This window comes from Muricaecibacterium torontonense, from assembly GCF_004793925.1.
Taxonomy (GTDB): domain Bacteria; phylum Actinomycetota; class Coriobacteriia; order Coriobacteriales; family Atopobiaceae; genus Leptogranulimonas; species Leptogranulimonas caecicola.
This window is the reverse complement of sequence record NZ_SRYE01000004.1, coordinates 133,223-149,692: the sequence shown is the minus strand read 5'-3', so window position 1 is coordinate 149,692 and position 16,470 is coordinate 133,223. Positions and strand designations below refer to the sequence as shown.

The 16,470-nt window shown below is 60.3% G+C and carries 14 protein-coding genes; all 14 read left to right on the top strand.

Annotated features, from left to right (window positions below):
* Positions 1–39: 39 nt before the first annotated feature.
* The 14 genes from cmk (at position 40) to E5334_RS06990 (ending at position 16,463) form a co-directional block, all read left to right on the top strand.
* Complete coding sequence (cmk, locus tag E5334_RS07055; RefSeq protein WP_136012889.1) at positions 40–1,650, top strand: (d)CMP kinase; 1,611 nt, start codon at positions 40–42, stop codon at positions 1,648–1,650.
* Between the two features lies 1 nt (position 1,651).
* A complete protein-coding gene (gene ispH / locus E5334_RS07050; RefSeq protein ID WP_136012888.1) occupies positions 1,652–2,533 on the top strand; it encodes a 4-hydroxy-3-methylbut-2-enyl diphosphate reductase in 882 nt (293 codons plus the stop codon).
* A gap of 58 nt (positions 2,534–2,591) precedes the next feature.
* A complete protein-coding gene (locus tag E5334_RS07045) occupies positions 2,592–3,980 on the top strand; it encodes a DUF512 domain-containing protein (protein ID WP_275438977.1) in 1,389 nt (462 codons plus the stop codon).
* 62 nt (positions 3,981–4,042) lie between these two features.
* Positions 4,043–5,362, top strand: a complete 1,320-nt coding sequence (der, locus tag E5334_RS07040; protein ID WP_136012886.1) for a ribosome biogenesis GTPase Der — start codon at positions 4,043–4,045, stop codon at positions 5,360–5,362.
* Between the two features lie 6 nt (positions 5,363–5,368).
* The gene (locus tag E5334_RS07035; RefSeq protein WP_136012885.1) at positions 5,369–6,451 is read left to right on the top strand and encodes a glycerol-3-phosphate acyltransferase; all 1,083 of its coding nucleotides are present in this window, start codon (positions 5,369–5,371) and stop codon (positions 6,449–6,451) included.
* Positions 6,451–7,518 carry an NAD(P)H-dependent glycerol-3-phosphate dehydrogenase gene (locus E5334_RS07030; protein ID WP_136012884.1) on the top strand — a complete coding sequence of 356 codons (1,068 nt, stop codon included), beginning with the start codon at positions 6,451–6,453 and terminating at the stop codon, positions 7,516–7,518. Before E5334_RS07035 ends, E5334_RS07030 begins: the two co-directional genes overlap by 1 nt.
* Positions 7,519–7,532: 14 nt before the next feature.
* On the top strand, positions 7,533–8,216 hold the full coding sequence (gene rpe, locus E5334_RS07025) for a ribulose-phosphate 3-epimerase (protein ID WP_136012883.1): 684 nt from the start codon (positions 7,533–7,535) through the stop codon (positions 8,214–8,216).
* A gap of 83 nt (positions 8,217–8,299) precedes the next feature.
* Positions 8,300–9,526 carry a cysteine desulfurase family protein gene (locus E5334_RS07020; RefSeq protein WP_136012882.1) on the top strand — a complete coding sequence of 409 codons (1,227 nt, stop codon included), beginning with the start codon at positions 8,300–8,302 and terminating at the stop codon, positions 9,524–9,526.
* Positions 9,523–10,590, top strand: a complete 1,068-nt coding sequence (gene mnmA, locus E5334_RS07015) for a tRNA 2-thiouridine(34) synthase MnmA (RefSeq protein WP_136012881.1) — start codon at positions 9,523–9,525, stop codon at positions 10,588–10,590. Before E5334_RS07020 ends, mnmA begins: the two co-directional genes overlap by 4 nt.
* Positions 10,591–10,601: 11 nt before the next feature.
* Positions 10,602–11,393, top strand: a complete 792-nt coding sequence (locus E5334_RS07010) for a Nif3-like dinuclear metal center hexameric protein (protein WP_136012880.1) — start codon at positions 10,602–10,604, stop codon at positions 11,391–11,393.
* 81 nt (positions 11,394–11,474) lie between these two features.
* Positions 11,475–12,182, top strand: coding sequence for a zinc ribbon domain-containing protein (locus E5334_RS07005; protein WP_167604341.1), 708 nt, complete (start codon positions 11,475–11,477; stop codon positions 12,180–12,182).
* A gap of 118 nt (positions 12,183–12,300) precedes the next feature.
* The gene (coaBC, locus tag E5334_RS07000) at positions 12,301–13,593 is read left to right on the top strand and encodes a bifunctional phosphopantothenoylcysteine decarboxylase/phosphopantothenate--cysteine ligase CoaBC (RefSeq protein WP_136012878.1); all 1,293 of its coding nucleotides are present in this window, start codon (positions 12,301–12,303) and stop codon (positions 13,591–13,593) included.
* A 50-nt stretch (positions 13,594–13,643) separates the two neighbouring features.
* Positions 13,644–14,528: a deoxyribonuclease IV gene (locus tag E5334_RS06995; protein WP_136012877.1), complete on the top strand. Its 885-nt coding sequence runs from the start codon at positions 13,644–13,646 to the stop codon at positions 14,526–14,528.
* An 87-nt stretch (positions 14,529–14,615) separates the two neighbouring features.
* Complete coding sequence (locus E5334_RS06990) at positions 14,616–16,463, top strand: ABC-F family ATP-binding cassette domain-containing protein (RefSeq protein ID WP_136012876.1); 1,848 nt, start codon at positions 14,616–14,618, stop codon at positions 16,461–16,463.
* Positions 16,464–16,470 lie beyond the last annotated feature (7 nt).

Below are 16,470 nucleotides of genomic sequence, written 5' to 3'. Positions count from 1 at the left end.
ACTACTGCCTAGAAGGCCTGCAAGATAAGGAGTCTCTTCATGATCGTAGCTATCGACGGCCCTGCTGGTTCGGGCAAATCCACCGTGGCCAGGGCGCTGGCTGCCCGAGAGGGCTTTGTCTACTTGGACACCGGAGCCATGTATCGTGCAGTGACCCTCAAGGTGCTCAAGGCCCAGGTCCCTGTGACAGAGACCGCCCGGGTGGCCAAGCTCGCTCAGGAGGCCGTCATCGAGTTCGTGCCCGGCGCCCCTGGCGAGGCTCCCCAGGTCATGCTCGATGGCAAGGACGTCACTGCTGCCATCCGCACCGCCCAGATAGACCAAAACGTCTCTGCGGTGGCTTCGGTGCCTGCAGTGCGCCAGGCCATGGTGGCCCAGCAACGGGCTATCGCCAAAAACATCGACATCGTGGCCGAGGGCCGCGACATGGGCACCGTGGTCTTCCCTGACGCCCAGGTCAAGGTGTTCCTTTCGGCAGACGCCGCCGCCCGCGCCTGGCGCCGCACCATAGAGCGCGAAGGCGGCAATGCCGCCCAACCCGGCGCACAGGTCAAAGACCAGGCTCTCTATGAGAGCGTGCTCGAAGACATCCAGTCCCGCGATGCTCAGGATGAGGCCAACGCCGCATCTCCGCTCCATCCGGCTGCCGACGCCACGCTCCTCGACTCCACTCGCATGGCACCTCAGCAGGTTGTGGATGCCATCGCCAACCTGGTGGCCTTGGCTCAAGCACGCCAGGCTGCCATCGCCAGCGACAACGCCGCAGCTTCTCAGCCTTCCGCTGCCGAGAAGGACGCGCCTTCTCAACCTGCCAGCACTCAGGCTGCCCCTGGGGCCAACGGTTCTGACGCCACCAAGGCCAAAGATGCTGGCGCGACCGGTGCAAAAGCTCCCAAGACCAAGCCTGGTCAGGCGCCTATGAGGCCTTTCCACAACACCTTTGATGACTACTATGACCACGGCATGCGCGAGTTCCCCCTGCCTGCCCGTTGCGTCTTCAACGTGGCCGCAGGCCTCATCTACGGGTTCTCGCGCCTCTATTGGCCCTGGGACTACGAAGGCGGCCAGCAGCTCATCGACGAGCTCAAGGAGCGGGAGCTGGGCACCGTCATGGTGATGAACCATGTGTCGATGGTGGAGCCGGTGATCACCGTGGTCATGTTCTGGCGCCAAGGCCTGAGGATCCGTCCGGTGTTCAAACAGGAGTTCAACAAGAACGACCTCATGCGCTGGGTCTTCTCCCGTGTGGGCGGGATCCCTGTGGATCGAGGCACCGCAGACCTCAAGGCGGTGCGTCGCTGCCAGCGGGCTTTGAAACGCGGCGAGTCCATCCTCATCTATCCAGAGGGCACGCGCATCCGCGACGATGACGGCAAAGCTCCCATCCATGGTGGCTTTGCGCTTATCGCGCAGATGGCCAAAACCGATGTCACTCCTTCTGCCGTTATCGGCGTGCGCGACGTGACGCCCGAGGGCGCCCATATCCCGCGCCCCCATCGCGTGCATTTCAAGGTGGGCGCCCCTCTTAAATTTGGCGCACTGGGAGTCAAGGGGCGCAAAGCGCAGCTGGAGGCCATGGAGGCCAAGGCCATGGACAAGGTCTTCGAGCTCAGGGCCCAGCTGCGCCGTGACTATCCCGGAGAGTGGTAGGATGCCAAAAATCGAGGTCGCCAGCCATGCAGGGGCCTGCTTTGGAGTGGGTCGCGCCTTGGAGCGCGTAGAGAAGATCTTGGATGGCCCAGCGGCGGTGCACACCTTAGGCCCGCTCATCCATAATCCTGCCACGGTGGAGTCGCTGGAACGTCGAGGGGCCACAGTGGTGGATGAGTCTTCTATCGAAGATTTGCATCCCGGCGATGTGCTGGTGCTTCGCACCCACGGCGTGGTGCCTCAGGTGGTGAATCGCGCCAAGGCAGCTCATCTGCAGGTATTGGATGCTACCTGCCCCTATGTGAAAAAGGTGCACCACGCTGCCCAGAGGCTGGCAGCCTCTGGCAGGCAGGTGGTGGTGGTAGGGGAGGCGGGCCACCCCGAGGTCGACGGCATTCTAGGCCATGCCCCCGGCGCCTGCGTGGTGGGCTCTGCGGAGGATGCAGCCGCCGTGCCTCTGGAACGTCCCATTGGACTCGTGGTGCAAACCACCCAGAATCGCCAGCTGCTGGAGGCCGTAGTAGCGGCGCTCAAAGGGCGTGGGGCCAACGTGGAGGTATGCGATACCATCTGCGAGGCCACTTCCGAACGCCAGCAGGCTGCCCGCGAGTTGGCCGCCCGTGCTAACACCATGGTGGTCATAGGTGGGCGCAACTCGGCAAACACCACTCGCTTGGCAGAGATCTGCGCCGCTCATACCGCCACCCACCACATCGAAGATGCCCAAGAGCTGGATCCTGCCTGGTTTAGTGGGGCAGAGCTTATCGGCATTACTGCAGGAGCCTCTACTCCCAGTTCTCAGATCAAGCAGGTGGTAGAGACCGTCGCCCAGATGACAGGGGCCCAAGAGGTGGAGACCGAGTCCCAGGTCTCTGGCACATAGTAGGGTGCACTATATAAAAATGCAGATGCGCCCCAATAAAAATGAAGGAGTAACAGGCGTGGCAGAGCAGCAGCGGGCCGATTACGGCCGCGAAGACATCCCCGAGTTGGGCGCTCGGGTGGCTCAGGTGGAAAAGGGCAGTCCTGCCTGGGAGGCCGGCCTTGAGCCGGGCATGATCGTGCGCACGGTCAATGGGACCCTGCTGGACGACATCATCACCTGGCGCTGGGAGACCGCAGATGACGAGGTGCAGCTCGAGGTAGAGGTGCCGGGTGAGGAAGGGGTTTTCTCGGCAACGTTGGAACGCCAGCTGGGAGAACCCTGGGGCCTAAGCTTTACCGACGTCCTCTTCGACGGCGTGCGCACCTGCAAGAACGCCTGTGTCTTTTGTTTCATGGCCATGTTGCCCAAAGGCCTTCGCGACTCGCTCTACCTGCGCGACGACGACTACCGCCTGAGCTTTTTGCAGGGCAACTTTGTGACCCTCACCAACGTGGACGACAAAGACCTGCAGCGCATCCTGGATTTGCGCCTGGAGCCCATGAACGTGTCGCTCCATGCGGTGAGTCCTGAGGCCCGTACCAAGATGATGGGCAAAAACCAGGCTCGGGGCCTGGAGGTGCTCGAAGCCCTTTGTGAGGCAGGCATCGAAGTCCATGCCCAGATAGTGCTCTGCCCCGGCCTTAACGACGGCGACGAGCTCATTCGCACCTTGGACTTTGTGGAGGCCCATCCCACCATCACCTCGTTGGCCATAGTGCCCATGGGCTACACCAAGCACTCGCCATTCACCAAGTCATACTCTGACGACCCGGCCTCAGCTCGTGCCGTCATCGCCCAGGTAGAACCCTATCAAGCCCGTTCGCGCGAAACCACCGGCGCCACGCGCTTCCAGCTCTCAGACGAGTTTTATGTGGCAGCCAACGTCGCGGTGCCCCCAGCCCAAGACTACGACGGCTATCCTCAGTACTACGACGGCATTGGCATGCTAAGGAGTTTCATAGACGATACCGGCGCTGTCATGGAAACCATGGCAGACCAGCTCGTTGCTGTGGGCCATGCCTTGGAGGAGCGCGACGAGGAGCTGTTGGTGGTGTGCGGTAAAGCTGCCGAGAAGGTCTACCAAGAGTACTTGGCGCAGACCCCTTGGGCCCAAAGATCTGCTGCCTTCGCCATTCCCAACGACTACTTTGGGGGAGACGTCAATGTCACCGGCCTCATCGTGGCCCAGGACCTTTTGAAGTATCTGCCCCAAGACCTCCATCACAAAGTGGTGGTGCTGCCCCAGCTCATGCTCAACTTCAATGACAACACCTTGGACGGCATGAGCGCCCAAGAGGTGCTCGACGAGCTCTCCCGCCGCGGGGCAGACGTCCTCTTTTTGACCACCCTTCCTCAAGAATTGTTGGAGGGTCTCTTTAATCACCTGGTGCGCGATCGCAGCTAGGCTGCGAAAAGGGCATACTATCAACGCTTGGATGATCGCGCTTAAAGAAAGTGAGCCTTCCTATGCCAAAGCCCATCGTCGCCATCGTAGGTCGCCCTAATGTGGGCAAGTCTACCCTGGTAAACCGCATAGCCCAAAAGCATGAGGCTATCGTCCATGAGTCCCGTGGCGTAACCCGTGACCGTTCCTACCACGAGGCCGACTGGAATGGCGTCGATTTCGTGCTTATCGACACCGGCGGCATCGAGTCTGCCAAGAGCGAGGATGTCTTTTCTAGCCGCATCCGCTCCCAGGCGCTGGCAGCGGCAGACCAAGCAGACGTCATCCTCTTTGTCTGTGACGGTCGCACGGGCGCCACGGAGGAAGATGAGGCGGTGGCTCGCATCCTGCGCAAGAGCGGCAAGCCGGTGTTTTTGGCGGTCAACAAGGTGGACGACCCCTCAGACGAGAGCGCTCTCTGGGACTTCTACTCTTTAGGTTTGGATAACCCCTATCCCATCTCGGCGCTTCATGGCACAGGCACCGGCGACTTGCTGGACGGCCTGGTGGCAGCCTTCCCTGAGGGCGGCTCTTCTGACCAAGACTATGGCGACGTCACCAACATCGCCATTATCGGCCGTCCAAACGTAGGCAAGTCTTCGCTGGTCAACCGCATCTGCGGCACGGATCGCTCTATCGTGAGCGATGTGGCAGGCACCACCCGGGATGCCGTGGACGTGGTGGTGGAGCATGAGGGAGCGCGGTTTCGCCTGGTAGACACCGCCGGTATGCGCAAGCGCTCGGTGGTCCATGAAGACGTGGAGTACTACTCCATGGTGCGCGGCCTTCGCGCCATCGACGAGGCAGACGTTTGCCTTCTGGTCATCGATTCTTCTGAGGGGATGACCGAGCAAGACCAAAAGATCGCTGCCATGGCTATCGAGCGGGGCTGCGGCCTGGTGATCTTGCTCAACAAGTGGGACCTCATGGACGAGGAGCAGAAGCGCGAAGACTGCCTCATGAGCGTGGAGCGCCGTCTCGACTTTGCCCCCTGGGCCCCCAAGCTAAGGATCTCTGCGCTTACAGGACGTTCTGTTTCAAAGATCTGGGCCATGGTCGATAGGGTACGTACCAATCGCGCGACGGTGATTCCCACCGCCAAGCTCAACGACCTTTTGCAGCAGTTGCGCGAGACCGGCCATACCGTGTCAAAAGACCGCAAGCGCCTCCGGGTGCTCTACGGCACGCAAACCGGCGAGAAGCCCCCGGTGTTCACCTTCTTCTGTAACGCGCCTGAGCTGGCTGAGGACAACTACCGCCGCTACCTGGAAAACCGCCTGAGGGAAGCCTTTGACCTCGAGGGTACGCCAGTGCGCCTCAGGTTCCGTAGGAAGGACGCGTAAAGGTCTATGAACACCGGTTTAGTCATTGCGACGCTACTTATCATGCTCGCCGCCTATTGCATCTGCGGCATTCCCTTTGGCCTCATCTTTTCGAGCCGCAAGGGCGTCGATGTGCGTACCAAGGGCTCTGGCAACATCGGCACCACCAATGTGGCGCGCGCGGTAGGTGGCGGAACGGCTGCCCTCACGCTGCTCTGCGATGCCGGCAAGGGCTTCATCTCCACCTGGCTGGGTGGCTGGATCTTGGCCGAGCTCTTCTTTGGCGGAGACCCCTCGCTTCTGGCTCCCGACGCCGCCTATGGCTGGTGCATGGGCTGCATCTTCCTTGCGTGCATCTGCGGCCATATCTTCTCGCCCTACCTGCACTTTCGTGGTGGTAAGGGCATTGCGGTGGGCTTTGGCGCCGCACTGGGCTTCTCCTGGCCAATCGCCCTGGGCCTTCTGGTGTGCTGGGGCCTATGCATGGCTCCCTCCCGTCGCGTGAGCGTAGGCTCAATCGCGGCGGCCGTTGCCCTGCCGTTCTTGAGCTTTTTCATCTACTACCCGGTAACCTGGGCTTTTGAGGTGCCCATGATCCTCATTGCCCTCATTGTGGTCTGGGCCCATCGCGACAACATCAAGAAGCTTCGTGACGGCAATGAGGCTCCCATGGCCTTTGCCAATGATGCCCAAGATCAAGAGGATACTCTTGCTCCCGAGCCCGCGACCAAGGCTGTCGCCCAAAGCGCTGCTGCCAAAGACGCGGTGACGCAAACTGGCGGTATCCCTCGCGATACCCCGCTCGAGCAAGAGGAGCGCGCCATTGTAGACGCAGACGCCAAGGAGGCAGGCCCCGATTCTGTGGCTGCTGTCCAAGAGGCCGCTCAAGAAGCCGCCGAGAAGGACGCGCAATCCCTTCCTGAGGCAGGTAAGGGGCTCGTCTTTGGTGACGAGGAGAAGGTGAGCGAAGCGGTAGATGATGCTGCTGCCGCCTTGGAAAAGAGTGCGCAGGCCCAGGAAGCGCAGGCTCAAAAGATAGACGAAGCTGCCGCTCAAGAAGAGGCTCACGTGGCCAAAGAGATGGGCGATGCGTCTAAGGACGTGCGCTAATGGTGGCGCGCATCAGTGATGTCAAGGGTCCGGTAGTGCAAAAAGTGGCCGTCATTGGCATGGGCTCTTGGGGCACTGCAGCTGCTGGCATGGTAGGCAGGCGTTGCCTCGAGGTGGTGGGCTGGGCTCACGAAGAAGAGGTGGCCAAGGGCATCACTCGCCATTCGGTGAACCCCCTCTACCTGTCAAACTACCAGTTGCCCCCCAATGTAGTTGCCACAACTTCCCTCCAAGAAGCCTTGAAGGGAGCCCAAGCAGTGGTGCTTTGCGTTCCTTCTGCTTTCATTCGCGCCACTGCCCGCCAGATGGCTCCTTATCTGGCGGAGGATGTGCCTGTGGTGGTGCTCACTAAGGGCATCGAGCCAGGTACCTGTATGCTTATGACCCAGGTGGCTGCAGATGAGCTGGGTGGCCAAGAGCGCCTTGCCTGCTTGAGCGGTCCTACCCATGCCGAGGAAATCTGCCAAGGTAAGCCTGCCGCTGCGGTCATTGCTGCTCATAAGCCAGAGGTGGCCCGGCTCTTCCGCGAACTGTTCCTGTCTCCTGCCTTCCGCGCCTATGTGGGCGAGGATATGGTGGGTGTCGAGGTATGCGGCGCTGTGAAGAACGTGGTGGCCATTGCCTGCGGCATTTCTAAAGGCCTTAACTTGGGGGATAATACCATCTCGGTATTGATGACCCGCGGCCTTGCAGAGATTGGCCGTCTGGTGGCTGCCATGGGTGGAGACCCTCTCACCTGTATGGGCCTTGCCGGTATGGGCGACCTTATCACCACCTGCACTTCGCCTCACTCGCGCAACCGCACCTTTGGCACTCAGCTGGTAGAAGGGGAGACTCTGGAGAGCTACCAGGCACGCACCCACATGGTGGTGGAAGGCGCTGCCTCGGTGGTCTCCGCTCATGAGCTGGCTCAGAACCTGGGAGTGGATATGCCTGTGGTCTCGGCTGTCTATCGCGTGCTCTATGAACACTCAGCGCTTCAAGATGAGATGTGGCGTTTGCTTGACCGTAGCCCCTATGATGAGTTCTATGGCATGGATACTGCTCAGGCCTCGCCTCTGTCCTAGAAAGGATATGTCCTATGGAATTCACGGATACCTGCGGGATCGCCCCTTCCATTTTGTCCGCCAACCAACTCACCCTGGGTGAGGACTTGGACTCTATCGCGACCGCAGACGTCATTCACGTGGATGTCATGGACGGCCACTTTGTGCCCAACGTAAACTTTGGGCCTTCGCTGGTGGCGGCCGTAAAGCAGGGCACCTCCTTACCGGTAGACGTGCATCTTATGGTCTCCAATCCAGACGACACTTTAGGCGGGTATCTGGATGCTGGTGCAGACTACGTGAGCTTTCATATGGAAGCCGCTCGTCACGCCCACCGCATGGTGTCTCAAATCAAGGCAGCTGGCGCCAAGGCAGCGGTGGCACTCAACCCGGGCACTTCACTGGCCTCGCTCGATGCCATCCTGTCGGATCTCGATATGGTGCTTCTCATGACGGTTGACCCTGGCTTTGGCGGCCAGTCGTTTATCGACAACTGCCTGCCAAAGATCCAAGAGCTGTCCCATATGTGCAAGGTCCGCTGCCTATCTCCCATTATCGAAGTAGACGGCGGTATCAAAGCTTCCAACATCGCCCAGGTGGCACAAGCTGGAGCCACGCTCTTTGTGGCGGGCTCCTCGGTCTTTGGCGCCCCTGATCGCGCTGCCGCCATCCAAGAGCTTCGCCAGCTGGCAAATGACGCTACCGCGCTCCATGCCTAAGGGCTTCTGCCACTTACTTTTGCGCCGGTCTGCCGCAGTGTAGGCCGCGCCCTTTCTATGAGTTCGACTTCTCAAGGACTTCTATGACCGTTTCGTCCTTTGTGTACCTTGACTACGCCGCCTCCGCGCCCCTTCGCCCGGAGGCAGTGGCAGCTCGATCTGCCTATGAGGCGCTGCCCTGTGCCTGCGCCAACCCCAATTCGCTCCATACCCTGGGTCGCCAAGCCGCCTCTCACTTAGAGCAGGCTCGCCGAACCTTAGCCAAATGTCTGAGCGGGGGCTTTCGACCCATGGACGTGGCCTTTGCCGGTGGTGGCACAGAGGCCAACAACCTGGCAGTGATCGGTTTGGCAGAGGGCTGCCGAGAAGCCCATCCCTCCCGGCGTCGGGTGCTTTTGGGGGCTACCGAGCACGACTCGGTGTTGGACCTGGTCTCGCCCCTCAAAGCCCGAGGCTTTGAGGTGAGTCTGGTAGCGCCTCATCCAGATGGCTCCATAGACGCTGCCTCCCTTGAGTCCCATCTGTCAGATGACGTGGCCCTGGTAAGCCTCATGGCGGCCAACAACGAGACGGGCGTGGTGGCAAACCTCCCAGAGCTCGCCGCGGCCGTCCATGGTGCGGGGGCACTCTTTCACAGCGATGCCATCCAAGCCTTTGGGCGCATTCCTTTGGACCTTTCTGGGGTAGATGCGGTGACTCTGGCAGGTCACAAGATCGGCGCTCCTGTAGGCACTGCGGCTTTTGCCATCAAAAATCGTACTCCCTATAGGCCGCAGTCCTTTGGCGGCGGTCAAGAGGGCGGCCGTCGGCCAGGCACGCAAGACGTAGCAGGGGCCTGTGCCCTGGCTGCCACGGCTGCCTATTGCATGGAGCATCTGAGCCAGGTGCGCCCCCTGGTGGCCTCTCGAGCTCGCCATGTCTACCAGCGTCTTTGTGCTCCTGGCACCCATATTGTGCCCACGGCGGGCACTGCGGTGGGAGATGACAGGCTGCCTGGCGTGGTCTCGGTGATGGTGGAGTCCTATGAGTCGGAGCAGCTCATCTTGGAGCTGGATAACCTGGGTTACGAGGTGTCTGCGGGCTCTGCCTGCAGCTCTGGCTCCCTCGATCCTTCCCACGTGCTCTCTGCCATGGGTATAGGCCGCACCTTGGCATTGGGCTCGCTGCGCATCTCCTTTGACGAGCGTGTGAGCCTCGAAGAGCTGAACGGCTTTTGCGACGCATTGCTGGCCATCGTGGCCAAGGCGCACCCCACCTGTGCAAAGAACGATGTGGCAGGGTTTTGCAGGAGCCAAGGAAGCCGTCCATGAAGGTGGTAGTGGGCCTTTCTGGAGGGGTGGACTCCAGCTGTGCGGTGGCTCGTCTCAAAGAAGCAGGCCATGAGGTGGTGGCAGCCACGCTGCTCATGCAGCAGGGCGATGTCTCGGTGCCCTCCAAAGAGTCTTTGGCCCAAGCTCAGGAGCTTTGCGGCACGTTGGGAGTCCCTTTCATAGCCCGGCCCATGGATGAGGCTTTTTCTCGGCAGGTGTTGGATCCTTTTGTAGACGCCTATCTTTCGGGAAAGACGCCCAGTCCCTGCGTGGCATGCAACCGCTATGTGAAGGTTGCAGGGCTAATGGCCATCGCCGACGAGGTAGGGGCAGACAAAGTGGCCACAGGCCACTACATCTCGCTGATAGAAGGCGAAGACGGGCAGGTGCGGTTGGCACGCGGCGCCGATAGGGCAAAGGATCAAAGCTATTTTTTGTGCCAGCTGCCGCCGGAGTGGGTGCCAAGGCTCATGGCTCCTTTGGCTGTCAGCACCAAAGACCAGGTGAGAGCCTATGCCAAAGAGGCATCCCTCAAGGTGGCAGAGGCGCCGGACTCCCAAGGGGTGTGCTTTGCGCCTCAGGGAGACTACCGGGCCTTCTTGGTCTCGCGACGCCCGGACGCCTTCGAGCCTGGAGACATCGTGAATGAAGAGGGCCAGGTAGTGGGACATCATTCTGGTGTAGCGGGTTTCACGGTAGGGCAGCGTAAGGGGCTTGCCATCACCGATGGCGCTGGGCCCTACTTTGTGACCTCGGTGGATGCCAGTGCGCGCCGGGTGCAGGTGGCTCGGCAAAAACCACCCCGTACCACCAGCTTTTTGGTGGGAGACCTGGTAACCACCATGGATCTTTCAAGCTTGGATCCCTCGCAGCTGAGCGTCCAAACCCACTATCGGGCCTATGCGGTGCCGGCTTGCGTGAGAGCTTTAGGCGACGGGCTATGGCAGGTCCAGGTGGAGGAGCCGGGCATTCTGGGAGTGCCGGGACAGACGGCGGCCTTCTACCAGGGCGACGTGGTAGTGGGCGGCGCTACCATAGAAGATGAGAGACCCATTGATGACTAGAGGGGAAGCCCATGCGCGTTAAAGACATCGAGGCGTTGCTCTACCAGCGTTTTCCAGCCCATCAGGCGGAGGGCTGGGACCACATTGGGCTTTCGGTGGGAGACCCTGGTGCCAAAGTCACAGGCATCGCCTGTGCGCTGGACCCTCTGCCCCAGACCATCAAGGATGCCAAAGACCAAGGGTGTAATGTGCTGGTCACCCATCACCCGGCATATCTGGATGCGCCTCGTCTCATTACCCCTGAGGCTGCCACCTCGTCGCTGGCTGCCCAGAGCATTTGGTGCGCCATCGAGCATCAGGTCTCTCTCATCGCCATGCACACCAACTTGGATCGCTCTTCGGCAGCCCTCACGCTGCCCTCGCAGCTCACCGGTTTCCCCTTCATGGGCAGGCTCCAGGCCCCCGACGGTTATGGATGCATTCTTGACGCCACGGGCTTCACGCTGGCTCAGGTAGCCGAGCGTTTTGGCCATGCTTATGGCGCCATACCCACCATCTACGGGCAGGCAGACCGTCCTATAGCCAAGGTGGGATTCTCCTCAGGCTCTCTGGGAGACATCGGTCTGGACGCCGTGGCTGCCGGCTGCGACGCTGTGGTCTCTGGGGAAGCGTCCTATCATCGCATCCTGGACCTTACGGCCAGAGGATGCGAGGTTATACTGTTGGGGCACGATGTCTCAGAGCTGCCCTATGCGCAACTTTTGGCGCTTACCCTGGCAGACCTGAGCCTGCAGGTGCCGGTGGTAACCTTGAGCGAGTCGGCCCGCTGGAGCTTGCTGCTCGACAGCGACGCGGTAGGTTAGGCAGTGCGGGTTTCTCGGCTAAGGCGTCTCAATCGTGCACTCTACAACGGCATGCACCAGGATCGAAGGGGAGATCGTCCAATGACAGAGTCAGAAGCGCTTTTGAGCCTCCAGGAGATCGACCTTGAGATTAAGCGTTTAACCAAAGAGGCTGCAGCTCTGCCTCAGAAAGCCAAGATCGAGGCTGGCCGTGCAGCTCGTAAAAAGGTGGATTCAGAGCTGCTCAAGATCGTGGGCCAGCGCAAAGACGTAGAGATGGAGATCGACGAGCTGGCGGCCAATCGGCGCGCGTTGGAAGGCCAGGTGAACGCCGCTTCCAAAGATGCCCAGGTAGCAGACCACAGGGCAGCGTTGGATTTGGAGAATCGCTTGGACATGTTGGCCAAGCAGATCGAGAAGATAGACTATCAAACCAACTCCCTGATCGAGCGACTGGAAGTGGTGGAGCGTGCCGAGAAAAACGCCCATGCCGTCCAGCAACGTTTGGACGGCGAGCTGGTGAGTTTGGCCACCTCGCTCAAGGAGACGCTGGAAGACATCAACAACCAGCTGACGTCGCTCAAGCGCAAGCGCCAGGTGACGCTGACGCAAATCAGCCCTGAGCTGCAGCTGCGCTACAACCAGACGGTGGAGCGCCTAGGGCCTTTGGCCGTGGAGACGCTCATGGGCAACGAGCCTTCGGCCTGCCGGGTGAAGCTGCAGCCGGCCACCTACTCCGATCTCAAGCGGCGGGCAGAGCCTATCGACGAGTGCCCCTACTGCCATCGCATCTTGATCACAGAGTTCTAACGGTTTTGGCAAAGGCAGTGCTTCCAGAGGGGCACTGCCTCTTTTTTATGGCAGGGTCTGGGGTACTAAACGCTTAATCATCACGAGCGATTCCAAAGGAAGCGAGGGCATAGGTCCTATGAATATTTTGTTGGGAGTCACCGGGTGTATCGCTGCCTATAAGGCAGCCGAGGTCTGCCGTGGCCTGCAAAAAGCCGGACACCAGGTGCGCGTCACCATGACTCAGAGCGCCACAGAGTTTGTGGGGGAGGCCACCTTTGCAGGACTTACCGGTGAGGCGCCTGCTACCTCGGTCTTCAATTGGGGCGCGTCGCCCATTCCCCATGTGGAGCTCGGACGCTGGGCAGACCTCATGCTAGTGTGTCCCTGCACCGCCAACACGCTGGCAAAGCTTGCCTGGGGTCTGGCGGATGACTGCCTAACCTCCTGTGCTCTGGCGCTTACGGGCACGCTGGCGGTGGCCCCGGCCATGAACGTGCACATGTGGCAAAATCCGGCTACCCAGCACAACCTCCAGGTGCTCGAAGAGCGCGGCGTCTGTATCGTCGGCCCCGATGCTGGCTATCTGGCCTGTGGCGAGGTTGGTCAAGGCAAGCTGGCTCCTGTGGATGACATCGTGCAGGAGACCTTGGCGATTCTGAACGCCCAAGAAGAACAAAAGGCCCAGGAAGGCGCCGCTGATCCTGGTGGCGAGGCGCCGTTGCCGGCAGCTCCAGCCCAGCTTGGCGGTCAGGCGACTCCTCCTTCGCTGACAGGCGCCCATGTGCTCATCACCGCAGGTCCTACCCATGAGCCCATCGATCCGGTGCGCTATATCTCCAACCGCTCCTCGGGCAAGATGGGCTATGCCTTGGCTCGCTCGGCGCAGACGGCAGGGGCCCAGGTAACGCTGGTCTCTGGGCCCGTGAGCCTGCCTGTGCCCGTTGGCGTGGAGTGCATCCAGGTGGAGACGGCTCAGCAAATGTATGAGGCGGCTATGAAGCTGGCCAACTCCGGCGATATCGACGTGGCCATCTGCGCCGCTGCGGTGGCAGATTACACACCGGTGGCCCCGGCAGATCACAAATTGAAAAAGTCGGAGGAGCATCTGGACACCATCTCGCTCAAAGAGACTCATGACATCCTGGCAGAGCTTGCCGCCTGCCAAGAGGTGCCGGTGGTTATTGGCTTTGCCGCAGAGACCAACGACCTGGTGCCGCACGCAACCAAAAAGCTGGAGTCCAAGGGCTGCGACCTTATCGTGGCCAACGACGTCTCCCGCCAAGACTCCACCTTCGGCTCATCCACCGATGCGGTGACCTTGGTGTGGCCCGATCACATCTGCGAGCTTCCCCTCATGACCAAAGACGACGTGGCTGCCTCCATCATCGAGGTGGCTGCAGATCTTCTGGCCGAGAACAACCCCCTCTAACCTGGGGATCTCCCTTCTCTGGCCCTCTACGCCACCTACTTGGAGGTTTTATGCCTTACTACGGCTGCCATCTCTCGATATCCAAGGGCTTTGAAGCCATGGGCAAAGACGCCCTTTTCATTGGCGCCGACACGTTTGCCTTCTTTCCCAGAAACCCCCGTGGCGGCCAGATGCGCCCCCTAGACGAGCTGGATATTCAGCGCTTGAAGCAGCTCTTGCAAGACCATGAGTTTGGTCCTTTGGTAGCCCATGCCCCTTATATCTACAATATGGCCACCGGCGACCCCGAGGCCTCGGCAGTGGTGCGCCAGCGCATGAAAGAAGATCTAGAACGCCTGGATCATCTGCCCAATGTCTACTACAACATCCACCCAGGGGCCCATGTGGGCCAAGGCCAGGAGCAAGGCATCTCCAATGTGGCCAGTGTCATCAAAGACGTCTTAAGCGAAGGATTTTCGACCCCGATTTTGCTAGAGACTATGGCTGGCAAGGGCACTGAGCTGGGCGGTCAGTTTCAAGAGCTTGCCGCCATCATCTCTGAGCTGGATTCAGACCCGCAAGTGGGCGTCTGTCTGGATACTTGCCACGTCTCTGACGGAGGCTATGACGTAGCCCAAGACTTGGATGGCGTGCTCGATGAGCTGGACCAAGTGGTGGGTCTTGAACGGCTTGCCGCAGTCCATGTGAACGACTCCAAAAACCCGGCGGGCTCCCATAAAGACCGCCATGAGCTATTGGGCGATGGCACTTTGGGCCTGGATTTCTTTAGGTCTCTGGTGCAAAGCCCTCGCCTCAAAGACCTTCCTATGATCCTGGAGACCCCCAACAAAAAGCTGGAAGGCTACAAGCGAGAGATCGCCATGCTTCGAGCCTTTGAGCAGGGAGCCACCGTGCAAGAGGCGCAATCTCAAATAGAGAGCGAGCCCACCCAGTAGAACCAATCCTCGATAGGAACGAGTTTCTCGGCAGGGGAGAGCCGGCGAGCATACCCCGCCTTTGTTACACCTAAGGAGCATCCACAGATGGCCATACTTTTAGGCCTTGACTCGGTAAGTCACGAGTGGCCTGGAAAGCGTGTATTAATAGAACAGACTATTGGCATCGAGGCCGGCGACCGCATAGGCATCGTGGGCAAGAACGGCGATGGCAAGTCGTCGCTTTTAGAGATCATCGAAGGTCAGGTAGAACCCGATAAGGGCGGCGTCATCCGCCGCAACTCCATCACCGTGGGGGCGCTCAACCAATCCGACGAGCTAGATCCAGATAAGAGCGTGCAGTTCAATTTGTTTGGGGGTGTGCCGGAGTACGAGTGGGCCTCCGACAGCCGCATTCGCTCCATTCTAGGGGCGCTTTTGGAAGGCGTTGAGCTCACTGACAAGGTGGCAGAGCTTTCAGGCGGTCAGCGGCGCCGGGTGGACTTGGCTCGGGTGCTGTGCGGCTCCTGGGACGTGTTGCTGCTCGACGAGCCCACCAACCACTTGGACATGCGAGCCATCGGCTGGCTGGCAGGTCACCTCAAGCATCGCTGGCCCGAGGGCGAGGGAGCACTGTTGTGCGTGACCCACGACCGCTGGTTCTTGGACGAGGTCTGCACTTCTATGTGGGAGGTGCACGACGGTCTCATCGAGCCTTTCGAAGGCGGTTACTCGGCCTACATCCAACAGCGCGTAGAGCGCGAGCGCCAGGCTGCCGTGGCCGAGGAGAAGCGCCAAAACATGCTGCGCAAAGAGCTTGCCTGGCTGGCTCGTGGAGCCCAGGCGCGCTCCACCAAGCCCAAGTTTCGCGTGAAGGAGGCCCGTGAGCTGGTGGCAAACGACCCTCCAGTAAGAAACTCGCTGGAGCTAAAACAGCTCTCGGTCTCCCGATTGGGAAAGCAGGTCTTTGATCTAGAAGACGTGACTGCAGGTTACGAGGGTCATCCAGTGGTGCGCGACCTTTCCTGGCTTATCGGCCCCGGTGAGCGCATTGGCATTCTGGGCGCCAATGGAGCCGGCAAATCCACGTTGCTCAAGCTCATATTGGGCGACATCGAGCCTATGAGCGGCACCCTCAAGCGCGGCAAGTCGGTGCGCCTGGGCAAGATGAGCCAGCATCTGGACACCTTTGATAAAAAAGGCCATTGGCGTGTAAGCGATTACCTGGCCCAATATAAGAGTACCTATACCATAGGCGGCAAGAGCTACACGGCCTCGAGCCTTTTGGAGTCCTTAGGCTTCGAGCCCAAGGAGCAGCTTACCTATCTCAAAGACCTCTCTGGAGGCCAGCGACGTCGCCTGGCGTTTTTGGGCGTGTTGCTGGAAGAGCCCAACGTGCTTATCTTGGACGAGCCGGGCAACGATCTTGACACCGACATGCTGGCTGTCATGGAGGACCTCTTGGACGGCTGGCCAGGCACCCTGCTTCTTGTGACCCACGACCGCTACCTCATGGAGCGCGTCACCGACGACCAGTTTGCCCTTTTAGGCGGCCACCTCACCCACATGCCTGGGGGAGTAGATCAGTTCTTGCATCTTTTGGAGGCCTCGCCCCAAACAGCCGGTCCCACTATTGGCTCAGGCATTCCTGCCGATAAAAGCCTTCCTACCGCCCAGGAAGGATCTTCTCGGCCGGAAGGCCAGGCAGCTGCCCAGCCTGCCCTCTCCAACAGCGAGCGCCGAGATGCCCGCCGCCGCTTCGACGCCATTGGGCGCAAGCTTGAGAAACTGCGCACTCAACCAGACGAGCTGCGCGCTCAAATGGCCGCGGCCGATGCCACCGACTACCAGGCGCTGGAATCCTTGCAGCAGCAGCTGAATGAGTGCCTGGACACCATCGGCCAGCTGGAAGACCAATGGCTGGATCTGGCCTTCGCCTTGGGCATCGACGTCTAGGAGGGCG

Bases quoted from the DNA above. Each gene is read 5' to 3' on its own strand.
- E5334_RS07030 (WP_136012884.1), top strand. From the start codon at position 6,451: ATGGTGGCGCGCATCAGTGATGTCAAGGGTCCGGTAGTGCAAAAAGTG.
- E5334_RS07010 (WP_136012880.1), top strand. From the start codon at position 10,602: ATGCGCGTTAAAGACATCGAGGCGTTGCTCTACCAGCGTTTTCCAGCC.
- rpe (WP_136012883.1), top strand. From the start codon at position 7,533: ATGGAATTCACGGATACCTGCGGGATCGCCCCTTCCATTTTGTCCGCC.
- der (WP_136012886.1), top strand. From the start codon at position 4,043: ATGCCAAAGCCCATCGTCGCCATCGTAGGTCGCCCTAATGTGGGCAAG.
- coaBC (WP_136012878.1), top strand. From the start codon at position 12,301: ATGAATATTTTGTTGGGAGTCACCGGGTGTATCGCTGCCTATAAGGCA.
- cmk (WP_136012889.1), top strand. From the start codon at position 40: ATGATCGTAGCTATCGACGGCCCTGCTGGTTCGGGCAAATCCACCGTG.
- E5334_RS06995 (WP_136012877.1), top strand. From the start codon at position 13,644: ATGCCTTACTACGGCTGCCATCTCTCGATATCCAAGGGCTTTGAAGCC.
- ispH (WP_136012888.1), top strand. From the start codon at position 1,652: ATGCCAAAAATCGAGGTCGCCAGCCATGCAGGGGCCTGCTTTGGAGTG.
- E5334_RS07005 (WP_167604341.1), top strand. From the start codon at position 11,475: ATGACAGAGTCAGAAGCGCTTTTGAGCCTCCAGGAGATCGACCTTGAG.
- mnmA (WP_136012881.1), top strand. From the start codon at position 9,523: ATGAAGGTGGTAGTGGGCCTTTCTGGAGGGGTGGACTCCAGCTGTGCG.
- E5334_RS07035 (WP_136012885.1), top strand. From the start codon at position 5,369: ATGAACACCGGTTTAGTCATTGCGACGCTACTTATCATGCTCGCCGCC.
- E5334_RS07020 (WP_136012882.1), top strand. From the start codon at position 8,300: ATGACCGTTTCGTCCTTTGTGTACCTTGACTACGCCGCCTCCGCGCCC.
- E5334_RS06990 (WP_136012876.1), top strand. From the start codon at position 14,616: ATGGCCATACTTTTAGGCCTTGACTCGGTAAGTCACGAGTGGCCTGGA.